This is a genomic window from Streptosporangium sp. NPDC050148, from assembly GCF_055586505.1.
In genome coordinates this window covers 386,862-403,914 of sequence record NZ_JBVJIA010000002.1, presented here as the reverse complement: position 1 = coordinate 403,914, position 17,053 = coordinate 386,862, and the positions used below count along the sequence as shown (strand labels likewise).

The 17,053-nt window shown below is 71.8% G+C and carries 12 protein-coding genes; 4 read left to right on the top strand and 8 right to left on the bottom strand.

All coding sequences use genetic code 11. The features are described 5' to 3' along the window. Positions 1 to 134 precede the first annotated feature (134 nt). Positions 135 to 962, top strand: coding sequence for an FkbM family methyltransferase (locus ACZ6RT_RS03515; protein ID WP_470152120.1), 828 nt, complete (start codon positions 135 to 137; stop codon positions 960 to 962). 68 nt (positions 963 to 1,030) lie between these two features. On the opposite strand, the gene ACZ6RT_RS03510 is transcribed toward ACZ6RT_RS03515, so the two are convergent. The 5 genes from ACZ6RT_RS03510 to ACZ6RT_RS03490 form a co-directional block, all read right to left on the bottom strand. Further along, positions 1,031 to 1,999 (bottom strand): phytanoyl-CoA dioxygenase family protein, encoded by a 969-nt coding sequence (locus tag ACZ6RT_RS03510; protein WP_399188909.1) that lies wholly within the window; start codon positions 1,997 to 1,999, stop codon positions 1,031 to 1,033. Between the two features lie 71 nt (positions 2,000 to 2,070). After that, the gene (locus ACZ6RT_RS03505) at positions 2,071 to 3,744 is read right to left on the bottom strand and encodes a 4-hydroxyphenylacetate 3-hydroxylase family protein (protein WP_470152119.1); all 1,674 of its coding nucleotides are present in this window, start codon (positions 3,742 to 3,744) and stop codon (positions 2,071 to 2,073) included. A 69-nt stretch (positions 3,745 to 3,813) separates the two neighbouring features. After that, a complete protein-coding gene (locus ACZ6RT_RS03500) occupies positions 3,814 to 5,172 on the bottom strand; it encodes a condensation domain-containing protein (RefSeq protein WP_470152118.1) in 1,359 nt (452 codons plus the stop codon). Between the two features lie 214 nt (positions 5,173 to 5,386). After that, on the bottom strand, positions 5,387 to 6,664 hold the full coding sequence (locus ACZ6RT_RS03495) for a cation:proton antiporter (protein ID WP_399188903.1): 1,278 nt from the start codon (positions 6,662 to 6,664) through the stop codon (positions 5,387 to 5,389). 28 nt (positions 6,665 to 6,692) lie between these two features. Further along, entirely contained in the window at positions 6,693 to 8,174 is a 1,482-nt protein-coding gene (locus ACZ6RT_RS03490) for an FAD-dependent oxidoreductase (protein ID WP_399188901.1), read from the bottom strand. A 306-nt stretch (positions 8,175 to 8,480) separates the two neighbouring features. On the opposite strand from ACZ6RT_RS03490, the gene cmdF reads away from it, so the two are divergent. Next, positions 8,481 to 10,082 (top strand): tyrosine 2,3-aminomutase, encoded by a 1,602-nt coding sequence (cmdF, locus tag ACZ6RT_RS03485; protein ID WP_399188937.1) that lies wholly within the window; start codon positions 8,481 to 8,483, stop codon positions 10,080 to 10,082. A 238-nt stretch (positions 10,083 to 10,320) separates the two neighbouring features. Here the strand turns inward: cmdF and ACZ6RT_RS03480 are convergent, their stop codons facing one another. Together ACZ6RT_RS03480 and ACZ6RT_RS03475 are read right to left on the bottom strand one after the other, a co-directional pair. Continuing rightward, a complete protein-coding gene (locus ACZ6RT_RS03480) occupies positions 10,321 to 11,304 on the bottom strand; it encodes an NAD-dependent epimerase/dehydratase family protein (RefSeq protein WP_470152117.1) in 984 nt (327 codons plus the stop codon). Next, positions 11,301 to 12,677 (bottom strand): nucleotide sugar dehydrogenase, encoded by a 1,377-nt coding sequence (locus tag ACZ6RT_RS03475; protein WP_470152116.1) that lies wholly within the window; start codon positions 12,675 to 12,677, stop codon positions 11,301 to 11,303. The genes ACZ6RT_RS03480 and ACZ6RT_RS03475 overlap by 4 nt, the downstream gene beginning before the upstream one ends. Positions 12,678 to 13,064: 387 nt before the next feature. Between ACZ6RT_RS03475 and ACZ6RT_RS03470 the strand changes: the two genes are divergently transcribed. Further along, complete coding sequence (locus ACZ6RT_RS03470; protein ID WP_470152115.1) at positions 13,065 to 14,234, top strand: DegT/DnrJ/EryC1/StrS family aminotransferase; 1,170 nt, start codon at positions 13,065 to 13,067, stop codon at positions 14,232 to 14,234. Positions 14,235 to 14,503: 269 nt separating this feature from the next. Here ACZ6RT_RS03470 and ACZ6RT_RS03465 read toward each other — a convergent pair whose 3' ends face one another. Further along, positions 14,504 to 15,724 (bottom strand): methyltransferase domain-containing protein, encoded by a 1,221-nt coding sequence (locus ACZ6RT_RS03465; protein ID WP_470152114.1) that lies wholly within the window; start codon positions 15,722 to 15,724, stop codon positions 14,504 to 14,506. A 217-nt stretch (positions 15,725 to 15,941) separates the two neighbouring features. Between ACZ6RT_RS03465 and ACZ6RT_RS03460 the strand changes: the two genes are divergently transcribed. Then, positions 15,942 to 16,988, top strand: a complete 1,047-nt coding sequence (locus tag ACZ6RT_RS03460) for a methyltransferase (protein WP_470152113.1) — start codon at positions 15,942 to 15,944, stop codon at positions 16,986 to 16,988. Positions 16,989 to 17,053: the final 65 nt, after the last annotated feature.

Below are 17,053 nucleotides of genomic sequence, written 5' to 3'. Positions count from 1 at the left end.
GGGTCATTGTCCCCCCCCCCGCTTCCCCAGAGACACAGAGGAAAGACGGCAGAGAAAAGCGCAGAGCGTAGTTGGACCGCCCCCCCCCCCCCCCCCCCCCCTTCCCCCCCCCCCCCGCGCCGTGAGGAGGAGAGATGGGACTCGTGCGCAGGCGCCTGCCGAACGGCCTGGAGGTGACGCAGGTCGATCCCGGAGAAGCGGCTGTGATCTATCGGGAGATATTCGTCGAGGAGTCGTACCTGAGGGACGGCTTCCCTTCCACCGGCCTCGACGTGATCTTCGACATCGGCGCGAACATCGGGCTCGCGTCGATCTTCTTCAAGCAGCGTCACCCGGACGCGCTCGTCGTCGCCGCGGAGCCCGGGCCGGACACCTACGCGGCGCTGCGCGAGAACTTCGACCGGCACGTCCCCTCGGGAGTGGCGCACGAGGTCGCCGTGTCCGACCGGAACGGCACCCGGCGCTTCGGCTACTACCCGCAGGCGCCGGCGGAGTCGGGTTTCTACGCCGACGAGCCGGAGGAGACCGAGCTCGCCAGGCGGCTCCTGGTGCGCGGCGGGGTGCCCGCGCCGGCCGCCGAGAGGCTGGCCCGGTCGCGGCACCGGCTGTCCCACGTGGAGTGCCGGACCGTCACCCTCTCCTCCCTGATACGGGAGCACGGGGTGGACCGGGTGGACCTGCTGAAGATCGACGTGGAGAAGGGCGAACTGGACGTGCTGGCCGGTATCGAGGAGCCCGACTGGGCCAGGATCGGCCATCTGGCGCTGGAGGTGCACGACATCGGGGGCCGGCTGGCGCGGGTCGTGTCGATGCTGCGCGAGCGCGGCTTCCGGGTCGCCGTCGAGCAGGAGGACCGGCTCTCGGACACCGGCATGCACATGCTGTTCGCCACCGCCGGGCGGAGGGCCGCTTCGCTGTCGTCCGGGGCCTCCCGGTCGTCCGGTGTGACGAACACGGAATGACGCGGACGGACGCGGATGCGAAAAGCCCCTGGCCATCGGCCAGGGGCTTTTCGGTCGCCGGGGTCGGCTCAGGCGTCGACCGTCTCCCGGGGCGCGCCCGCCGCCTCACGGGAGGCGTTCTCGCCGGAGGCGCTCTCGCGAACGGCGTTCTCGCGGGAGGCGTTGAGTCCCATCAGGTCCGCGGCCGCGCGCGCCTGGGCGATGTCGTCGTGCTCCAGCACCATGTGCGGGTCCTGGAGCTCGAACCAGCCCACTCCCGGCGGGCAGCGGTCGTAGCCGAGCAGGCGCCGGACCTCCTCGGGGTGGGCCAGCACCGCCTCCTTCGGCACCGCGATGTACTGGTTCTCCTCCTGGCGCAGGTTCGCCACGTCCAGCGAGAGGGTCAGGCCGACGCGCGGCCGGTCGGTGTCGTTCCTGCCGCCGCAGTGGTACACCCCTCCGGCGAAGATGAGCGCCGACCCGGCGGGCATCTCGGCGGGGATGCTCTCGGCGTACCGCGGGGCGCGCTCGTCGTCCCAGTGGTGGCTTCCCGGGATCACCAGCGTGGCGCCGTTCTCCGCGGTGAAGTCGGTCATGGCGAGCATGAGCTGCAGCCGGATCGTGGGGCCCGGGTGCGGGCGCAGGTAGAGCGTGTCCTCGCGGTGCAGGGGCTGCTTGCCCTGTCCGGGGTCGATCTGGATCGCCTGGGTGGCGCTGATGTGGATGTTCGGCGTCATCTCGATGCGGGAGCGGCCGATCCAGATCGGCACCGGCCGCTGCATGATCGTCCGGGCCGGTCCCAGGTAGAGGGGGTGGGTGACGACCGGCGTCAGGTGGGTCGTGCGGGCGAACAGCGAGGAGATCCGCCGGGTCCGGTGGCCGTCGTAGCCGCTCTCGCAGTAGTCGGAGGCCTCCAGGTCCGGGCCGAGGTCGGCCCAGAGGCCCTTCATCGTCGCCTCGTCGGCGAGTCCTTCGACGATCACCACGCCGTCGCGCTCGAGCGCCTCGACGACCTCCTCGGGAGCGGCATCCGGTTTCACGCGGATGAGGGCTGTCATCGTCGGTTACCCCTTTCGTGCTTGTCAGGACGCTTCTCGTACCGGCCGGCAGGTGGAGCGGTAGGGCCCGCTCAGCCGTTGAACGCGTCGGAGGTGAAGTGCCGCAGCTCCTCGAAGGAGGACAGGTCCGGCACGGTCCAGCCCTCCAGGTCGTACTCGCCGAGGCACTGGTCGACCAGGGCCTTGTACTCGTCGATCTGCCGGCCGGCGGTCTGGCTGAAGAGGAGCTCCAGCCGGATGTTCTCGTGGTTGCCGGAGTAGTTGCGCTCGTACAGCTCGTGCCGTCCGCCGAACTCCGAGCCCACCGCGTCCCAGAGGAGTTTCATCAGCTTGACCCGGTCCACGGCGTCCGCGCCGTGCGAGCCGCGCAGGTACTTGTCGAGGTACGGGCGGATCTCGGGGTTCTTGAAGTCGGCGGTGCTGGAGTTGACGTAGATCAGCCCGCTGGCGACGTCCTGCTCGATGATCTCCTTGATCCGGGTGTAGCCGAGCTGCATGAACCAGCGGTAGGCCATCACGTACTGCGGGTTGGGCAGCAGCGCGGAGTTCTTCCACGGCACCGGGTTGCGCGCCGCCGCGTCCGACAGGCCCCAGAACAGGTTCCGCCAGGCCAGCACCTCGCCCAGGCGGGTCTGCACGCCCCGGAAGTCGGCGGTGCCGTTCATCTCCAGCGCCTTGACGAGCAGGCCCGCGATGAAGTCGAGCTTCACGGCCAGCCGCGTGCAGCCGTGGAAGGCCGCCCGCTCCATGAAGCCCGACTGGCCGGAGAAGGCCCGGACCTTGCCCAGGTGGCCGTAGACGAACACGTTCTCCCAGGGGATGAGCACCTTGTCCAGGATGAGCAGGGTGTCGTTCTCGTCCATCCGCGAGGAGAGCGGGTAGTCGAAGGGCGTGCCCATGACCGCCGAGGCCGCGGTGTAGGAGGTGCGGCAGACCAGCTTCATCCCGGGAGCGGACATCGGGACGGTGGCGACCAGCGCGAACCTGCGGTCCTTGACCGGCAGGCCGGCGTGCGCGATGAAGTTGTAGTGCGTCAGCGCCGAGCCGGTGGCCACCACCTTGGCCCCGCTGACCACGAGGCCGGCGTCGGTCTCCTTCTCGACGTGCACGAAGACGTCGGCGACCTCGTCCGGCGGCCGGTCCCGGTCCACCGGCGGGTGGACGAACGCGTGGTTCCAGTACAGCACCTTCTCCTGCGACTCCCGGTACCAGCGCCGCGCGTTGTCGTCGAAGGGCGCGTAGAAGTCGGCGTTGGCACCGAGCGTGCCGAGGAAGGAGGCCTTGAAGTCGGGGCTGCGTCCCATCCAGCCGTAGGTCATCCGGGCCCACTCGGCGATGGCCCGCTGGTCGGCGACCAGGTCGTCGACGCTGCGGGGGGTGGTGAAGAACCGGTGGGTGTACCCGTCGCTCCCGGTGTCGGTCGGCGCCGTGAGCACCTCGCGCCGGGCCGGGTCGTGCAGCGCGTCGTAGAGCCGCGCGACCATGCGCGCGGGGTTGTGGAACGCGGGGTGCGACGGCACGTCCTTGACGCGCTCCCCGTAGATGTAGATCTCACGGCCGTCCCGGAGGGTCTCGATGTACTCCTCTCCGGTCAGGGGACGGGTGCTTCGCCGGGGACCGGCCGCGTCCGGCCCGGTCGCGTCCCGTCCGGTCGCGTTCCGTGCGGTCGTGTCCGGCAGGCCCGCGTTCGGGCCGGTCGCGTCCGGCCGGGGAGCGTCCGGTCCGGCGGTGGGGTGGTCGACCATGGCGTCTCCGGATCTCGTCGTCTGTCGCCGCATCTGCCGTGCGCGCCCGCGTTCCGCGCGGGCACCGGGTCAGAGCCGCCTCGGGTCGGTGTCCGGTGCGGTCACCGCCGCGCGCAGCACCCGCAGGAAGTCGGCCAGCATCCGGCTCATCGTGTCGGCGTCGAAGCGGTTGCTGTTGAATCCCAGGCTCCCGACCATGTCGTTGGAGGGCCCGATGTGCAGGGTCCACAGGATGCCGTCGGGGACGTCGGAGCCGACCTCCTGGGAGACGGTCCGCCGCCACAGCTTGGAGTAGGTGAGTCCTCCGGCCCGCTCGTCGGTCGCCAGGTACGGCGAGCTGATCGCCTGGAAGGCGCTGACCTGGAGGTCGTCGCTGGCCACCGGGGCCATCAGGGTGGGGGCCTCCCCCAGGATCTGCACGAACGGGACGTCGTGCGAGTAGGCGCCCAGGCAGGCCTGGCGGGTCCTGCGGACCACGTCGCGGAACGTCCCGCAGCCCGACAGGTCCGTCCTGAGCGGGAGGAAGTTGATGAACGACCCGACCGTCTCGTGGAAGCGCGCGTTGCCGCGGCCGGGCGTGAACGTCGGCACCACGAGGTCGTCGGTGCCGGTCAGCCGGCTCAGGAACACCTGGTAGGCGGCGAACAGGACCATGAACGGCGAGCTCTTCAGCTCACCGGCCAGGGACACGGCCGCGGAGGCCACCTCGGGGTCGACGGCGAAGCGGTGCCAGGAGGTCGCCTTGGGCGCTCCGGCGGAGCGGGGACGGTCGGAGCGCAGCGCGGTGATGTGCGCGTCCCGCAGCGTGTCCCGCCAGTACGCGCGCGCCGCGACCGCGGCCGGGGAGTCGGCGTTCTCCCGCTCGTGGCGGGCGTACTCCTGGTACTGCGGCACGTCGGGCAGGTCCGGTTCCGTGCCCGCGGCGCGGGCGGCGTGGCAGGCGAGCAGGTCGCGCAGGATCACGTCGATCGACCAGGCGTCGGCGGCGGTGTGGTGGGCGTTGAGCACGAGCACCGCGTCGGTGTCGTCGAAGCGGCCCACGACGGCCCGCAGCAGCGGGACCTCGCAGGCGTCGTTGGTCCCCGACTCCACCTCGTTGAGCAGCTCCTCGGCGCGGCTCTCACGCTCGTCCGCGGGGCATCCGCCGAGGTCCCGCACGGTCAGCCGCGGGGAGCAGGGGGCCAGGACGCGCTGGTACGGCCGCTCGCCGTCGCGGACGATCACGGTACGCAGCGCCTCGTGCCTGGCCACCACGTCGCTCAGGGCCGCCTCCAGCGCCGTCAGGTCGAGCTCGCCGCGCAGGCGCCATGCCCCGACCACGTGGTAGCGGGGGCCGAACGGGCCCTCCGTGGTGCCCGTGTCGAACGCGCACAGGAACTCCTGGTGAAAACTCAGCGGAATCTGCTCAACCGGTGCGACGGTGGTCATTGCCGATACCTTTCCCTAGTGACTCCCCGGCGGTACGGGCATTCGCGGGGCCTTTCCCCGGCGGCCCGGTACGGGCGGGAACGCGCACGTCCAGCGTAGATTTCTGTTCTCGTCGATGCTTCTCGGGAATTGCGTTCCTCGCTCTCCGGGAATCGCGTTCCCCCAGGAGGCGCGACCCCGGGACCGCGCCGTCCTCTCGCGGTGTCCCGGGACGTCATCCCGCGGCGTGCCACGCGGCCTGCCGCTCCCGGCGCGCGAGCTCCTCCTCGTCGGGCGGGAGGCGCCGCACCGCCGCGCGCAGCAGCGGGGGCGCGGTCAGCGAGGTGACGACCGCGATGAAGACGATGACGGTGAACATCGCCGTGGTCAGCACCCCGAGTGCCAGGCCGGTCGCGGCGATGATCACCTCGACCATGCCGCGGGAGTTCATGCCCGCGCCCAGGGCCAGCGCCTCCCAGTGGTTCAGCCGGCCGGTCCGCGCGCCCAGGTAGGCGCCGGCGAACTTGCCGGCGGTCGCCACCAGGAGCAGCAGGACGCCGACGGCCAGGATCTCGGGCCGGGTCAGCGCCGTCAGGTCCAGGCGCAGGCCGATGCCGGCCAGGAAGACGGGCGCGAAGACCGACATGACGATCGTGCGCAGCGGCGCCAGCCGTACCGGGTCCACCAGGGTGAGGACGGCCGCTCCGGCGACGAAGGCGCCGAACAGCGCCTCCATGCCCATCGCCCCGGTGACGGCGGCGGAGAACAGCACGATCGAGACCGCGGTCGCGATCGACGAGCCCGCGTCCCGGGTCACCACGGGCAGCGCGCGGCGCGCGAGCGGGCGGCAGAGCAGGACCGCGGCGGCGACGAAGGCCACCGTGTACGCCACGGTCGCCGCCACGCCGCCGGCGTGGGCCCGGCCCGCCGCCATCGCCGAGACGAACGAGAGCAGCAGCCACCCCACGGCGTCGTCGAAGAGCGCGGCGGTGACGATGAACTGGCTGATCCTGCGGTGCAGGATGCCGAGGTCGCTCAGCGTCTTGGCGATCACGGGCAGTGCCGTGACGCACATGGTGACGCCGATGAACAGGGCGAAGACGTCCCGGGAGGTGCCGGGGGCCAGGACCTCGCCGGGCAGGAGGTACCCGGTCGCCACGCCCAGTGCCAGCGGCACCAGCAGCCCGGCGAGGCTGATCCGCAGCGCGACCGCGCCGCGCTCGCGCAGCAGTCCGGGGTCGAGCTGGGCGCCGGTGATGCCGACCAGCAGCAGCACCCCGATCTGGCCGAAGGCGTCCAGGAGCTGGGTCTGCCCGGCCGGGAAGAGCTGTCCGGCGAGCTGCGGGGCGGCGTGGCCCAGCACCGTCGGGCCCAGCAGCACCCCGGCCAGCAGCTCGCCGACCAGCACGGGAAGTCCCAGCCGGGCCGCGACGCGCCCGAGCAGGAGGGCCAGGGAGAGCAGCACGCCCACCTGGACCAGGAAGAGCAGGAAGGCCGAGCCCGCTGACGGCATGATCGGTCGCTCCGTTCACCGGCCCGCGTCAGGCCGTCTCGTGCCGGACCCACATCAGGCCGTCCGCGGAGGCGCGCAGGCCACCGGGCTCCAGCGGCCCGCCCTCGCCGGCCCGCTCGCCGAGCAGGGCCCGCCCCTGCAGGGCCGCGCCCTGCTCCAGCAGCTTGGACAGGACCGGTCCGCTCGCGGCGCCGAGGGACTCCACGGGCTGCTCCTCGAACGTGGCGACCGTCCTGGCCAGCTCCCGGGAGGTGGCCGCCATCCGCGCGCGGGCCATGACGCCGTCGGCGATCTCGTCCGAGGCCACGCCGCCGACCAGCTCGACGAACGCCTCGATGTCCGTGGGGGCGGTGTTGGAGACCTTGCGCGCCTGCCAGAAGTAGGAGTCCTCGGAGCGGTGCATGTCGTAGAAGCCGATGAGGAACTCGTGGAAGAGCCCGTACTCGCGGCGGTAGCGGCGCTCGAACTCGGCGAAGGCGCTCTCCTCGTCGATCGTGCCGGCCAGGCAGGAGTTGACGGACCGGGCGGCCAGCAGCCCCCCGTAGGTGGCCAGGTGCACGCCCGAGGAGAAGACCGGGTCGACGAAGCAGGCCGCGTCGCCGACCAGGACCATTCCCGGGCCCCAGAAGCGCGTGTTGCAGTACGACCAGTCCTTGCGGACCCGGAAGCGTCCGTAGGGTCCCTCGGTGACGCGGGTGGCGCCGGCCAGCTTCTCGCGGATGAGGGGGCAGGCGTCGATGAACCTCCGCATCGCCTCCTCGGGGTCTCCCTGCACGAGCTGCGCCGACTCCTGGCCCACCACCGCTCCGACGCTGGTCAGGGTGGGGCTGAGGGGGATGTACCAGAACCAGCCGTGGTCGAAGGCGACGCTCAGGATGTTGCCCGAGTACGGCTCGGGCAGCCGCCCTCCGCCCTCGTAGTACGTGAACAGCGCCAGGTTCCGGAAGAACGGCGAGTACTTCCGCTCCGAGCCCGCCTTGCCGTACAGGCGGCTGGTGTTGCCGGAGGCGTCGACGACGTACCGGGCGCGGACCTCGGTGGTCCTCCCGTCCAGGTCGCGGTAGCGCACGCCGCGGACGCGCCCGTCCTCCTCGACGACGCCCGTGACGGGGCTGTTCTCCCGTACGTCCACGCCGTTCTTGCGCGCGTTCTCGAGCAGGATGGTGTCGAATTTCATCCGCTCCACCTGGTACGCGTGGGAGGTGGGCCCGGCCATTCTACGGGAGACGGCGAACTCGAATGTCCACGGCTTCGGATTGCTGCCCCACTTGAACGTACCACCGCGTTTCACGGTGAAACCAGCGCGCCGGATCTCGTCGTCGACGCCGAGCAGGTGGGCGATTCCGTGAACGGTCGCGGGAAGCAGCGACTCGCCGATCTGGTAACGGGGGAAGCTCTCCTTCTCCAGCAGGAGGACCCGGTGCCCGTGTTTGCTCACGAGAGTGGAGACGGTGGATCCCGCCGGTCCACCTCCGACCACCACCACGTCGTATTCCTGCGGTGAACTCACCGGTACTCCTCTCGAACGGGCGGCCTGCCCAGGCCGCGGCGACCGCACGCGGAAAACGACCCGGCGGCGGTTCCGATGAATCCGTCCACCGCATCCTCACCGTCGCCGTCCGGCCGCGCATCTTCCGTGTTGCGGCGGCCGCCGTGCGAATATGGCAGGAACATGAACCCCTTTCGAGAGCATATTCGCACTCTCGGCGCTGGACTCCGGGGCGCTCTTCGCACAGAATCTGTGAACGCTGTCGTGATTTCCATTCCGCTGTGATTCGTGCGATCTCATGAATTGTCAGAGGTGAGTAATGTGACCATGGTAGAGACCCGCGTGGAGGTCGGGTTCGACGGTGAGAGCCTGGACATCGGGGACGTCCGGCGGGTGGCCGTGGACAGGGCGTCCTGCAGCGTCACCCCCGAGGCCCTGTCACGGGCGGCGGAGAGCCGGCGCATGTTCGAGGACATCGCCCGCCAGAACATCCCCATCTACGGCGTCACCACCGGCTACGGCGAGATGATCTACATGCTGGTCGACGTCTCCAAGGAGGTGGAGCTGCAGACCAACCTGGTCCGCAGCCACAGCGCCGGCGTGGGCCCGCTCTTCGGCGAGGAGGAGGCCAGGGCGATCCTGGCCGCCCGGCTCAACGCCCTGGCCAAGGGCCACTCCGCCGTACGACCGCAGGTGCTGGAGCGTCTGGCCCTCTACCTCAACCGGGGGATCACCCCGGCCATCCCGGAGATCGGGTCGCTCGGCGCCAGCGGCGACCTGGCGCCGCTGTCCCACATCGCCTCGACGGTCATCGGCGAGGGGTACGTCCTGCGGGACGGGCGGCCGGTCGAGACCGCGACGGTCCTGCGCGAGCACGGGATCGTCCCGCTGGAGCTGCGCTTCAAGGAGGGCCTCGCGCTGATCAACGGCACCTCCGCGATGACCGGGCTGGGCTCGCTCGTCGTCTGCCGGGCCCTGGACCAGGTGAGGCAGGCCGAGATCGTCTCGGCCCTGATCATCGAGACCCTCCGCGGCTCGACCAGCCCCTTCCTGCCCGAGGGCCACGAGATCGCCCGCCCGCACCCCGGCCAGATCGACAGCGCGGCCAACCTGCGGACGCTCATGGGCGGCAGCGGCCTGACGGTCGACCACCGCGACCTGCGGCGGCAGGTGCAGCAGGGCAGGCGGGACGGGGTGGAGGTCCAGCGCACCGACATCTACCTGCAGAAGGCCTACTCGCTGCGGGCGGTGCCGCAGATCCTCGGCGCGGTACGGGACACCCTGTCCCACGCCGGGGACAAGCTCCGCATCGAGCTCAACTCCGCCAACGACAACCCCCTGTTCTTCCCGGGTCAGGAGGTCTTCCACGGGGCCAACTTCCACGGCCAGCCGATCGCGTTCGCGATGGACTTCGTGACGATCGCGCTGACCCAGCTCGGCGTGCTCTCCGAGCGCCAGACCAACCGGCTGCTGAACCGGCACCTCAGCTACGGCCTGCCCGAGTTCCTGGTCTCCGGGGACCCGGGGCTCAACAGCGGGTTCGCCGGGGCGCAGTACCCCGCCACGGCGCTGGTGGCCGAGAACCGGACGATCGGCCCGGCCAGCACGCAGAGCGTGCCGTCCAACGGCGACAACCAGGACGTCGTCAGCATGGGCCTGATCGGCGCCCGCAACGCGCGCCGGGTCCTGGGCAACAACGACCGGATCCTCGCGGTGGAGTTCCTGGCCGCGGCCCAGGCGGTGGACGTCTCGGGACGCCACGACGGGCTGAGCCCGGCCGGCCGGGCGACCTACGACGCCGTCCGCGCGCTGGTGCCCACGCTCGACCGTGACCGGTTCATGAGCGACGACATCGAGACCGTGGCCTCGGCGCTGTCCCGGGGGCACTTCCTGGAGGCCGTGCGGCACGGTGGCGTCGAGCTCCGCTGAGCCGCCGGAGAGGACCGGGAACGCGGGAGAGATCGGGAACCACCGGAAAGGCCGGTGCGGGACGGGCGAAGGCCCTCCCGCGCCGGCCTTCGCCGTTCCTCCCTCAATGCCCGTCCCGGCGGGCCGTGCCGTGGCCCTTCCTGCCCGCTCCCCGGGCCCCGCCCGTCGGCACGGTACGGACGCGAGCGGGCCCCGCCTCCGTCGCGCGGAGGCGGGGCCCGCTCGTCGCCGTTCGCCGTCAGGCGGCGCCGCTGTCGGGGATCCCGAGCCACCAGGGGTTGGCGCGGGCCCACTCGATGGTCCTCAGCAGTCCGTCCCTGAGCGGCGTGACGCACTCCCAGCCCAGCAGCGCGCGTGCCCGCGAGGTGTCGGGCACCCTGCGGGGCAGGTCCTCGTAGGCCGGGCCGAGCCTCTCGGCCGTGTCCACCGGCACGGCCGGGCCGGCGCCGGTGAGCTCGGCGATGAGGGCGACGACCTCGGCCACCGAGGTCTCCCGGGTGCTGCCGAGGTTGAAGGCCCGCCCGACCGCCTCGGGACGGGCCGCGGCCAGCAGGGTCCCCTCGACCGCGTCGGCCACGTAGGTGAAACAGCGGGTCTGCCGGCCCCGGTCGTACACCACCGGGGGCAGGCCGTTGAGCGCCCGGTGCACGCTGCGGCTGACGATGTAGGCGGGGCGCTGGCGCGGCCCGTAGACGTTGAAGTAGCGGACGACCGTGGCCTCCAGCCCGTGCTGGCGCCCGAAGGCGAACGTGAGGTGCTCGCTGAGCGCCTTGCTGGAGGAGTAGGTCCAGCGGTCGGCCGTGGTCGGCCCGAGGACGCGGTCGCCGTCCTCGGGCCAGGGCACCGAGGGGTTCTTGCCGAAGACCTCGCTGGTGCTCGCCACCACGACCCGCGCCCCGGCCCTGGCCGCCAGCTCCAGCATGTTGCGGGTGCCGGTGAAGTTGACGTCGATGACGTCCAGCGGCCGGGCCAGGTAGCGGTCCACCCCCACCACCGCGGCCAGGTGGTAGACCACGTCCACGCCGGGGGTGATCGCCTCGGCCAGGCGGTCGAGGTCGCGGACGTCGCCCTCGACGTAACGGGCGTGCTCCCCGCCGGGCAGGCCGGGTGGCGGCGCGCCGTCGAAGACGGTGACCTCGTCGCCCCTGGCGAGCAGGCGGTCGGTCAGGTGGCCGCCGACGAAACCGGAACCGCCCGTGACGACGGCGCGGACGGCGCTCATCGCCCGATCCCCCGGTAGGCGTGCCCCAGGGCGCGCAGGCGGGCGATCGTCTCCTTGGGGTAGTAGGCCCGCCCGTCCAGGATCAGGCAGGACTCGGCGACGGGCAGCGCGGCGACGTCGAGGTCCTCGAAGCACCGGTGCAGGGCCAGGATCGCCAGGCAGTCGGCGTCCCTGACTGCCTCGTGCAGGCTCTCCGTCGGCCGGACGCCCAGCAGTTCCTCGGCCTGGTCGGGGTCGACCAGCGGGTCGTGGGCGCTGACCTCCGCTCCGGCCTTGGCCAGCGCCTCGATGACGCCGCGCGCCGGGGTGGCCCGCAGGTCGCCGGTGTTGTTCTTGAAGGCCAGGCCCAGGACGGCGACCTTCGACCTGGCCGGGTCCTTGCCGCGCGCGACCAGCTCGTCGACGACGAGCTGCGCGGTGTGGGCGGGCATGGCCTCGTTGACCTCGCGGCCGGCCTGTGGCGTCCGGAGCTCCACGCCCCGGCTCCGGGCCGACCGCCACACCATCCACGGGTCCTTGGTCAGGCACGACCCGCCCACCCCGGCGCTGGGCAGCAGGATGTTGACGTTGCCGGACCCCTTGGGCAGGGAGTTGGCCGCCTCGATCACGTCGAGGACGTCCACGTCGTACAGCGAGCAGAACATGGCCAGCTCGTTGGCGAGGGCGATGTTCAGGTCGATCCACCAGTTGCTGGCCAGCTTGGTGATCTCGGCCGCCTCCGGTGACTCGTGCTCGATCACCCGGACCCCCAGGGCCCGCCGCCAGAACTCCGCGGCGGCCCGCGTGCTGCGGGCGTCGATGCCGCCGACCACGATCGGCAGCGTGCGCAGCTCCTCCAGGGCGGTGCCCTCGGCGAGCCGCTCGGGGGTGCAGGCGAGCATGAAGTCCCTGCCGGCGGTCAGCCCGCCGCGCTCCAGCAGCGGGACCACGAGCTCGCGGGTGGTGCCCGCGGCCAGGGTGCTCTTGAGCAGCACGAGCTGGCCGGGCCGCAGGTGCTCGCCCAGTGCCAGGCAGGCGGCGCGGAGCTGGCCGTCGGCCATCGACCCGTCGTCCCGGATCGGCGTGCCGACCGCCACCACCACGACGTCGGCCGCGGAGACGGCCGGATGCTCGCCGGTGACCCGCAGCCTGCCGGCCGTCGTGACGCGCGACAGGACCTCCTCCAACTCGTGCTCCCGGAAGCGGCAGTGACCGCTCCTCAGCTCACCGACCAGCACCGGATCGGTGTCGACCCCGACGACGTCCAGCCCGCGGTCGGCCAGCGCCGCCGCAAGGCACGATCCGACGTACCCCAGGCCGACCACGGCGACGGTCGGGTTCTCGCGTGCGTCCACCCCCGGCGGCTCCGGGAGGTCCACCACTGGCACGGCCATGAACCACCTCTCGGTCTCCTCGTCAACGGCATGCCGGTCGGCGGCCGCGGCCGGGGCACGGGGCGATCCGGCACGCGGTCCCGCCCTCCCCGGTAGCGGGCGTTCCCCGCCCCGGGCACGGCGTCCCCCCAATGCTGGTCGGCGCGGAATCACCGCGCACCTTCCCGGTTGCGGCGGTCCCCCGAATTCCCGCGCCTTTCACCGCGTTCTCCGCCCGTTGCCGCGGGATTCCCTGGCCGCCCTGGAGTTTCGTGCCCGCATGCCCGCACGGGAACGTTTATCGGAAATTGCCGTATCGGGCCCGTTCATTGTCGGCGCCGTTCCCCGCCATCACTATGGACGTCAGAGGAAAACCGCCGTCATGTGAACGGGGTACCGATGAAAGAAATGATCAATGTCTTCCAGCCCATGCTCGGGGAAAGGGAACTGGCGGCCGTACGGGAGGTCTTCGAGAGCAACTGGATCGGCCGGGGCGCGCGGACGAGGGCGTTCGAGGAGGGGTTCGCCCGTCACCTCGGCGTCGGGCCGCGGCACGTGACCTCCACCAACTCGTGCACCGAGGCGACGTTCATCGCGATGGAGCTGGCCGGTGCCGGACCGGGCTCGGAGGTGGTCATGCCGACGATCAGCTTCGTCGGCGCGGGCAACGCCGTGGCCTCGCGCGGGGCCAGGCCGGTCTTCTGCGACGTCGACCCGCGGACGCTGAACCCCACCGCCGCCCACGTCGAGGCCGCGCTGACGCCGCGGACCAGGGCCGTCGTCGTCCTGCACTACGGCGGTCACCCCGGCGACATCGTGGAGATCGCGCGGCTGTGCCGGGAGCGCGGCGTCCTGCTGATCGAGGACGCGGCGATCGGGGTCGCCTCACGCGTCGACGGCCGCGCCTGCGGGACGTTCGGCGACATGGGGGTCTGGAGCTTCGACCACGGCAAGATCATGGTCACCGTGGACGGCGGCATGCTGTACGTCCGCGACCCCGGGCTCGCGGCGCGCGCCCCCAAGCTGGCCTATCTGGGGATGGAGCAGACCAGCGGGTACGACCAGGCGATGCGCGAGCACACCCGGTGGTGGGAGTTCGAGCTGTCGTCGTTCTCCAGGCGCTCGGTCACCAACGACGTGCTCTCCGCCGTGGGCCTGGTGCAGCTGGGCCGCCTGCCGGACTTCGTGGCCCGCAGGCGCCGGATCGCCGAGCGGTACGACCGGGGGCTCGCCGGCGTCGAGGGGCTGCTCTGCCCGCCGCCGCTGCCGGCCGGCCACGAGTCGTCCCACTACATGTACTGGATCCAGGTCGAGGGCGGCATCAGGGACCGGCTCGCGCGCGACCTGTACGAGCGCGGGATCTACACGACCTTCCGCTACCCGCCGCTGCACCGGGTGGCGGCCTACGGCTCCGACGCCGTGCTGCCGGGCGCGGACGAGGCCGCGGCCAGGACGCTCCTGCTGCCCATGCACCAGGGGCTGAGCGACGCCGACGTGGACCGGGTCGTCGAGGCGGTACGCGAGTGCGTGCCCGCCCGCCTGGGGCGCAGCCGGGGCCGGAGCCTGGCGGGGGTCTGAGGACCCTCGGGCCGTGTGGTCTCGGGGCGTACGGCCGCGTGATCGCATGACCGGACGCCGGAACGATCCGGCGTCCGGTGTTCCGTGTCCGCCTGCGCCCGGGGCGCCGGGGCGATCCGCGTCCGATGACGGCCGGGACGCCTGAGCCGCCCGTGCGTCGTTACGGGCCGGGACGGCCGAGCCGCCCGCGTCCCGTGACGGTCCGGGCGCGGGGCGGCCCCGGCGGGCCCGTCACGGGGCCCGTCACGGGGCGCGGCTCGCGGGGCGGCTCAGACGATCCGGACCTCGGGAACGTACAGGATCCACCGGCCCCCGCCCTGGCGGAACGCCCGCTCCTTGGCCATGATCTCGTCGGCGTGGTTCCAGGCGAACAGCAGGGCGTAGTCGGGGTAGGGGTCGGAGAACGCCTCCGGCGGCAGCACCGGCAGGTGCGAGCCGGGCACGAGGTGGCCCTGCTTGGACGGGGTGGAGTCGCACACGAACGGGACCAGGTCCGGGCCGATCCCGCAGTAGTTGGTCACCGTGGTGCTCTTGCCCGGGGCGCCGTAGCCGACCACCCGCTTCCCCTGCGCGCGCAGGTCGCGCAGCAGGGTGACCAGGTCCTTCCGGACGCGCTCGACCCTGTCCCGGAAGCGGCCGAGCGTCGCGGGGTCCGACAGTCCCCGCTCGCGCTCCTCGGCGAGCAGCTCCTGCACCGCGTGGCTCGGCACCCGCGCGCCGGGCCGGGCCAGCGTGTAGCGGATCTCGCCACCGTGCAGCGGGATGCGCTCGGCGTCGACCAGCTCGAACCCGTGGCGCTCGGCCATCGCCCGTACCGAGGTCACGCTGAAGTAGAAGACGTGCTCGTCGTAGATCTGGTCGAACGCGGTCCGCTCCGTGATCGTGCCCAGGTAGGGCTCCTCGAACACGAAGACGCCGCCCGGCGCGAGCAGCGCGTCGACCCCGCGCAGCAGCGAGGCGACGTGCGCGATGTGACAGATGGTGTTGGCGCCGAAGACGACGTCCGCGGCGCCGTGGCGGGAGCGGATGCCGGCCGCCGTCCGCTCGTCGAAGAACTCGGTCAGCACGTCGACGCCCCTGGCGCGGGCCAGTTCGGCCACGTTGGTGGAGGGCTCGACGCCCAGGTGCCGTACCCCGGCCCTGGCGATCGTCGACAGCATCACCCCGTCGTTGCAGCCGATCTCGACGATGAACGGGTCGGGACCGGTGAGCTCGGTCTCGAGGAGGCGGAGCGCGTTCTCCTCGAAGTGCTTGCGGTGACCGGCGGATCCGGACGCGTGGTAGCGGTATCCGCCGTGGTACCTGCGTTCCTGCGGGACCTCGTCGAGGAGCTGCGCCATCGCGCAGTCCGTGCAGATCCCGGCCGCCAGACGGAAGAAGTACTCCCCGTCGGTCTCCTCCGGCCGCAGGAAACCGTTGGCCGTCGGCTGCCGTCCCAGGTCGACGAACTCCCGCAGTTCACCTTCGCATACACGGCATCTTCTGTACATGTGCCGGATCGTAAACGCGCCCGTCCCTGTGCCGCTTCTTCACCAGTGCCGTTTTCCGCCCCGTGGCCGCCGTCCGCCGGCCGGACGCGGTTCTTTTCCCCGGGACCGCTTTCCCGGTGACCTCACCGCATTTACGGAGATGCGGACGTGAATGGCGTGTCGATGATTCTGAGTAGTCGTCACATCGGGAACGCCAGCTTTTCTGTAGGGGACATCGATGGTCACCAGCGGTAACGTCACCCTGTCGGACTCCGATTACCTGCGGCTCATCATCCACGGCACGACCGCCTTCGAGCTGCTCCGCACCGCCCTGGAGTTCGACCTCTTCGAACACCTAGAGTCCTCCGGCGGAATGGACGTGGCCGAGGCCGCGTCGGCCCTGGGGGTCGCCGAGCAACCGGCCCGCGTCCTGCTGCTGGGGCTGGCCTCCCTGCGGTTGCTGGAGCGGCGCGACGGCAGGTACGTCAACAGCCCGGTGGTGAGCCGCAAGCTCCTGCGCGGCGGCGCGCGCTTCCTGGGCCCGCTCGTCGACGTCCAGGCCCGGGTCATCAACGCGAGCATGCCGGACCTGGCCGAGGCGGTACGGCGCGGCACCAACGTGGGGCTGCGGCACCTCGACGGCCCCGGCACGACGCTGTACGAGCGGCTCACCGCCCACCCGGACCTGCAGGAGGTCTTCTACGCCAACATGGGCGACGCGTCGCGCAAGTCGTTCGCGCAGCTCCTGGACCACTACGACTTCAGCGGGGTCCGGCACGCCGTCGACGTCGGCGGCGGCGACGGCACCAACGCCATCGAGCTGGCGCGGCGCTACCCGCACCTCACGGTGACGGTGTTCGACCAGGAGAGCGTGGTCCGGCTCGCCTCCGAGCGGATCGACGACCCCGACCTGCGCAAGCGGGTCCGCTTCCGCGCCGGGGACCTGCTGACCGACCCGCTGCCCGAGGGCGCCGACGCGGTCCTGCTGTTCCACATCTTCGAGATCTGGTCGCTAGAGCGCAACACCGAGCTGCTGCGCCGGTGCCACGACGCGCTCCCCGACGGGGGCGTGTGCCTGGTCTACAACATCTCCTGCGACGACGAGGGCACCGGGCCGATGACGGCCGGGCTGGTGTCGCCGTACTTCCTCACCCTCGCCTCGGGCGAGGGCATGGCCTACTCACCGGGCGACATGGAGCGTGCCGTCCGCGCCGCCGGCTTCTCGCGGGTGGAGCGCCACCAGGACCTGGGCTTCAGCCACGCGCTCGTCGTCGGCCACCGGTGAGATCCCCCTTTCACTGACCGCACGCTGCGCTGGAGGCCCCGCAGGGATGCCCATGACGGACGAAG

What these genes read in the sequence shown, in the direction of transcription:
- ACZ6RT_RS03465 (WP_470152114.1), bottom strand. Translation starts at nt 15,724, where the DNA reads ATGTACAGAAGATGCCGTGTATGCGAAGGTGAACTGCGGGAGTTCGTC.
- ACZ6RT_RS03495 (WP_399188903.1), bottom strand. Translation starts at nt 6,664, where the DNA reads ATGCCGTCAGCGGGCTCGGCCTTCCTGCTCTTCCTGGTCCAGGTGGGC.
- ACZ6RT_RS03480 (WP_470152117.1), bottom strand. Translation starts at nt 11,304, where the DNA reads ATGAGCGCCGTCCGCGCCGTCGTCACGGGCGGTTCCGGTTTCGTCGGC.
- ACZ6RT_RS03500 (WP_470152118.1), bottom strand. Translation starts at nt 5,172, where the DNA reads ATGACCACCGTCGCACCGGTTGAGCAGATTCCGCTGAGTTTTCACCAG.
- ACZ6RT_RS03460 (WP_470152113.1), top strand. Translation starts at nt 15,942, where the DNA reads ATGGTCACCAGCGGTAACGTCACCCTGTCGGACTCCGATTACCTGCGG.
- ACZ6RT_RS03470 (WP_470152115.1), top strand. Translation starts at nt 13,065, where the DNA reads ATGATCAATGTCTTCCAGCCCATGCTCGGGGAAAGGGAACTGGCGGCC.
- ACZ6RT_RS03510 (WP_399188909.1), bottom strand. Translation starts at nt 1,999, where the DNA reads ATGACAGCCCTCATCCGCGTGAAACCGGATGCCGCTCCCGAGGAGGTC.
- cmdF (WP_399188937.1), top strand. Translation starts at nt 8,481, where the DNA reads ATGGTAGAGACCCGCGTGGAGGTCGGGTTCGACGGTGAGAGCCTGGAC.
- ACZ6RT_RS03505 (WP_470152119.1), bottom strand. Translation starts at nt 3,744, where the DNA reads ATGGTCGACCACCCCACCGCCGGACCGGACGCTCCCCGGCCGGACGCG.
- ACZ6RT_RS03475 (WP_470152116.1), bottom strand. Translation starts at nt 12,677, where the DNA reads ATGGCCGTGCCAGTGGTGGACCTCCCGGAGCCGCCGGGGGTGGACGCA.
- ACZ6RT_RS03515 (WP_470152120.1), top strand. Translation starts at nt 135, where the DNA reads ATGGGACTCGTGCGCAGGCGCCTGCCGAACGGCCTGGAGGTGACGCAG.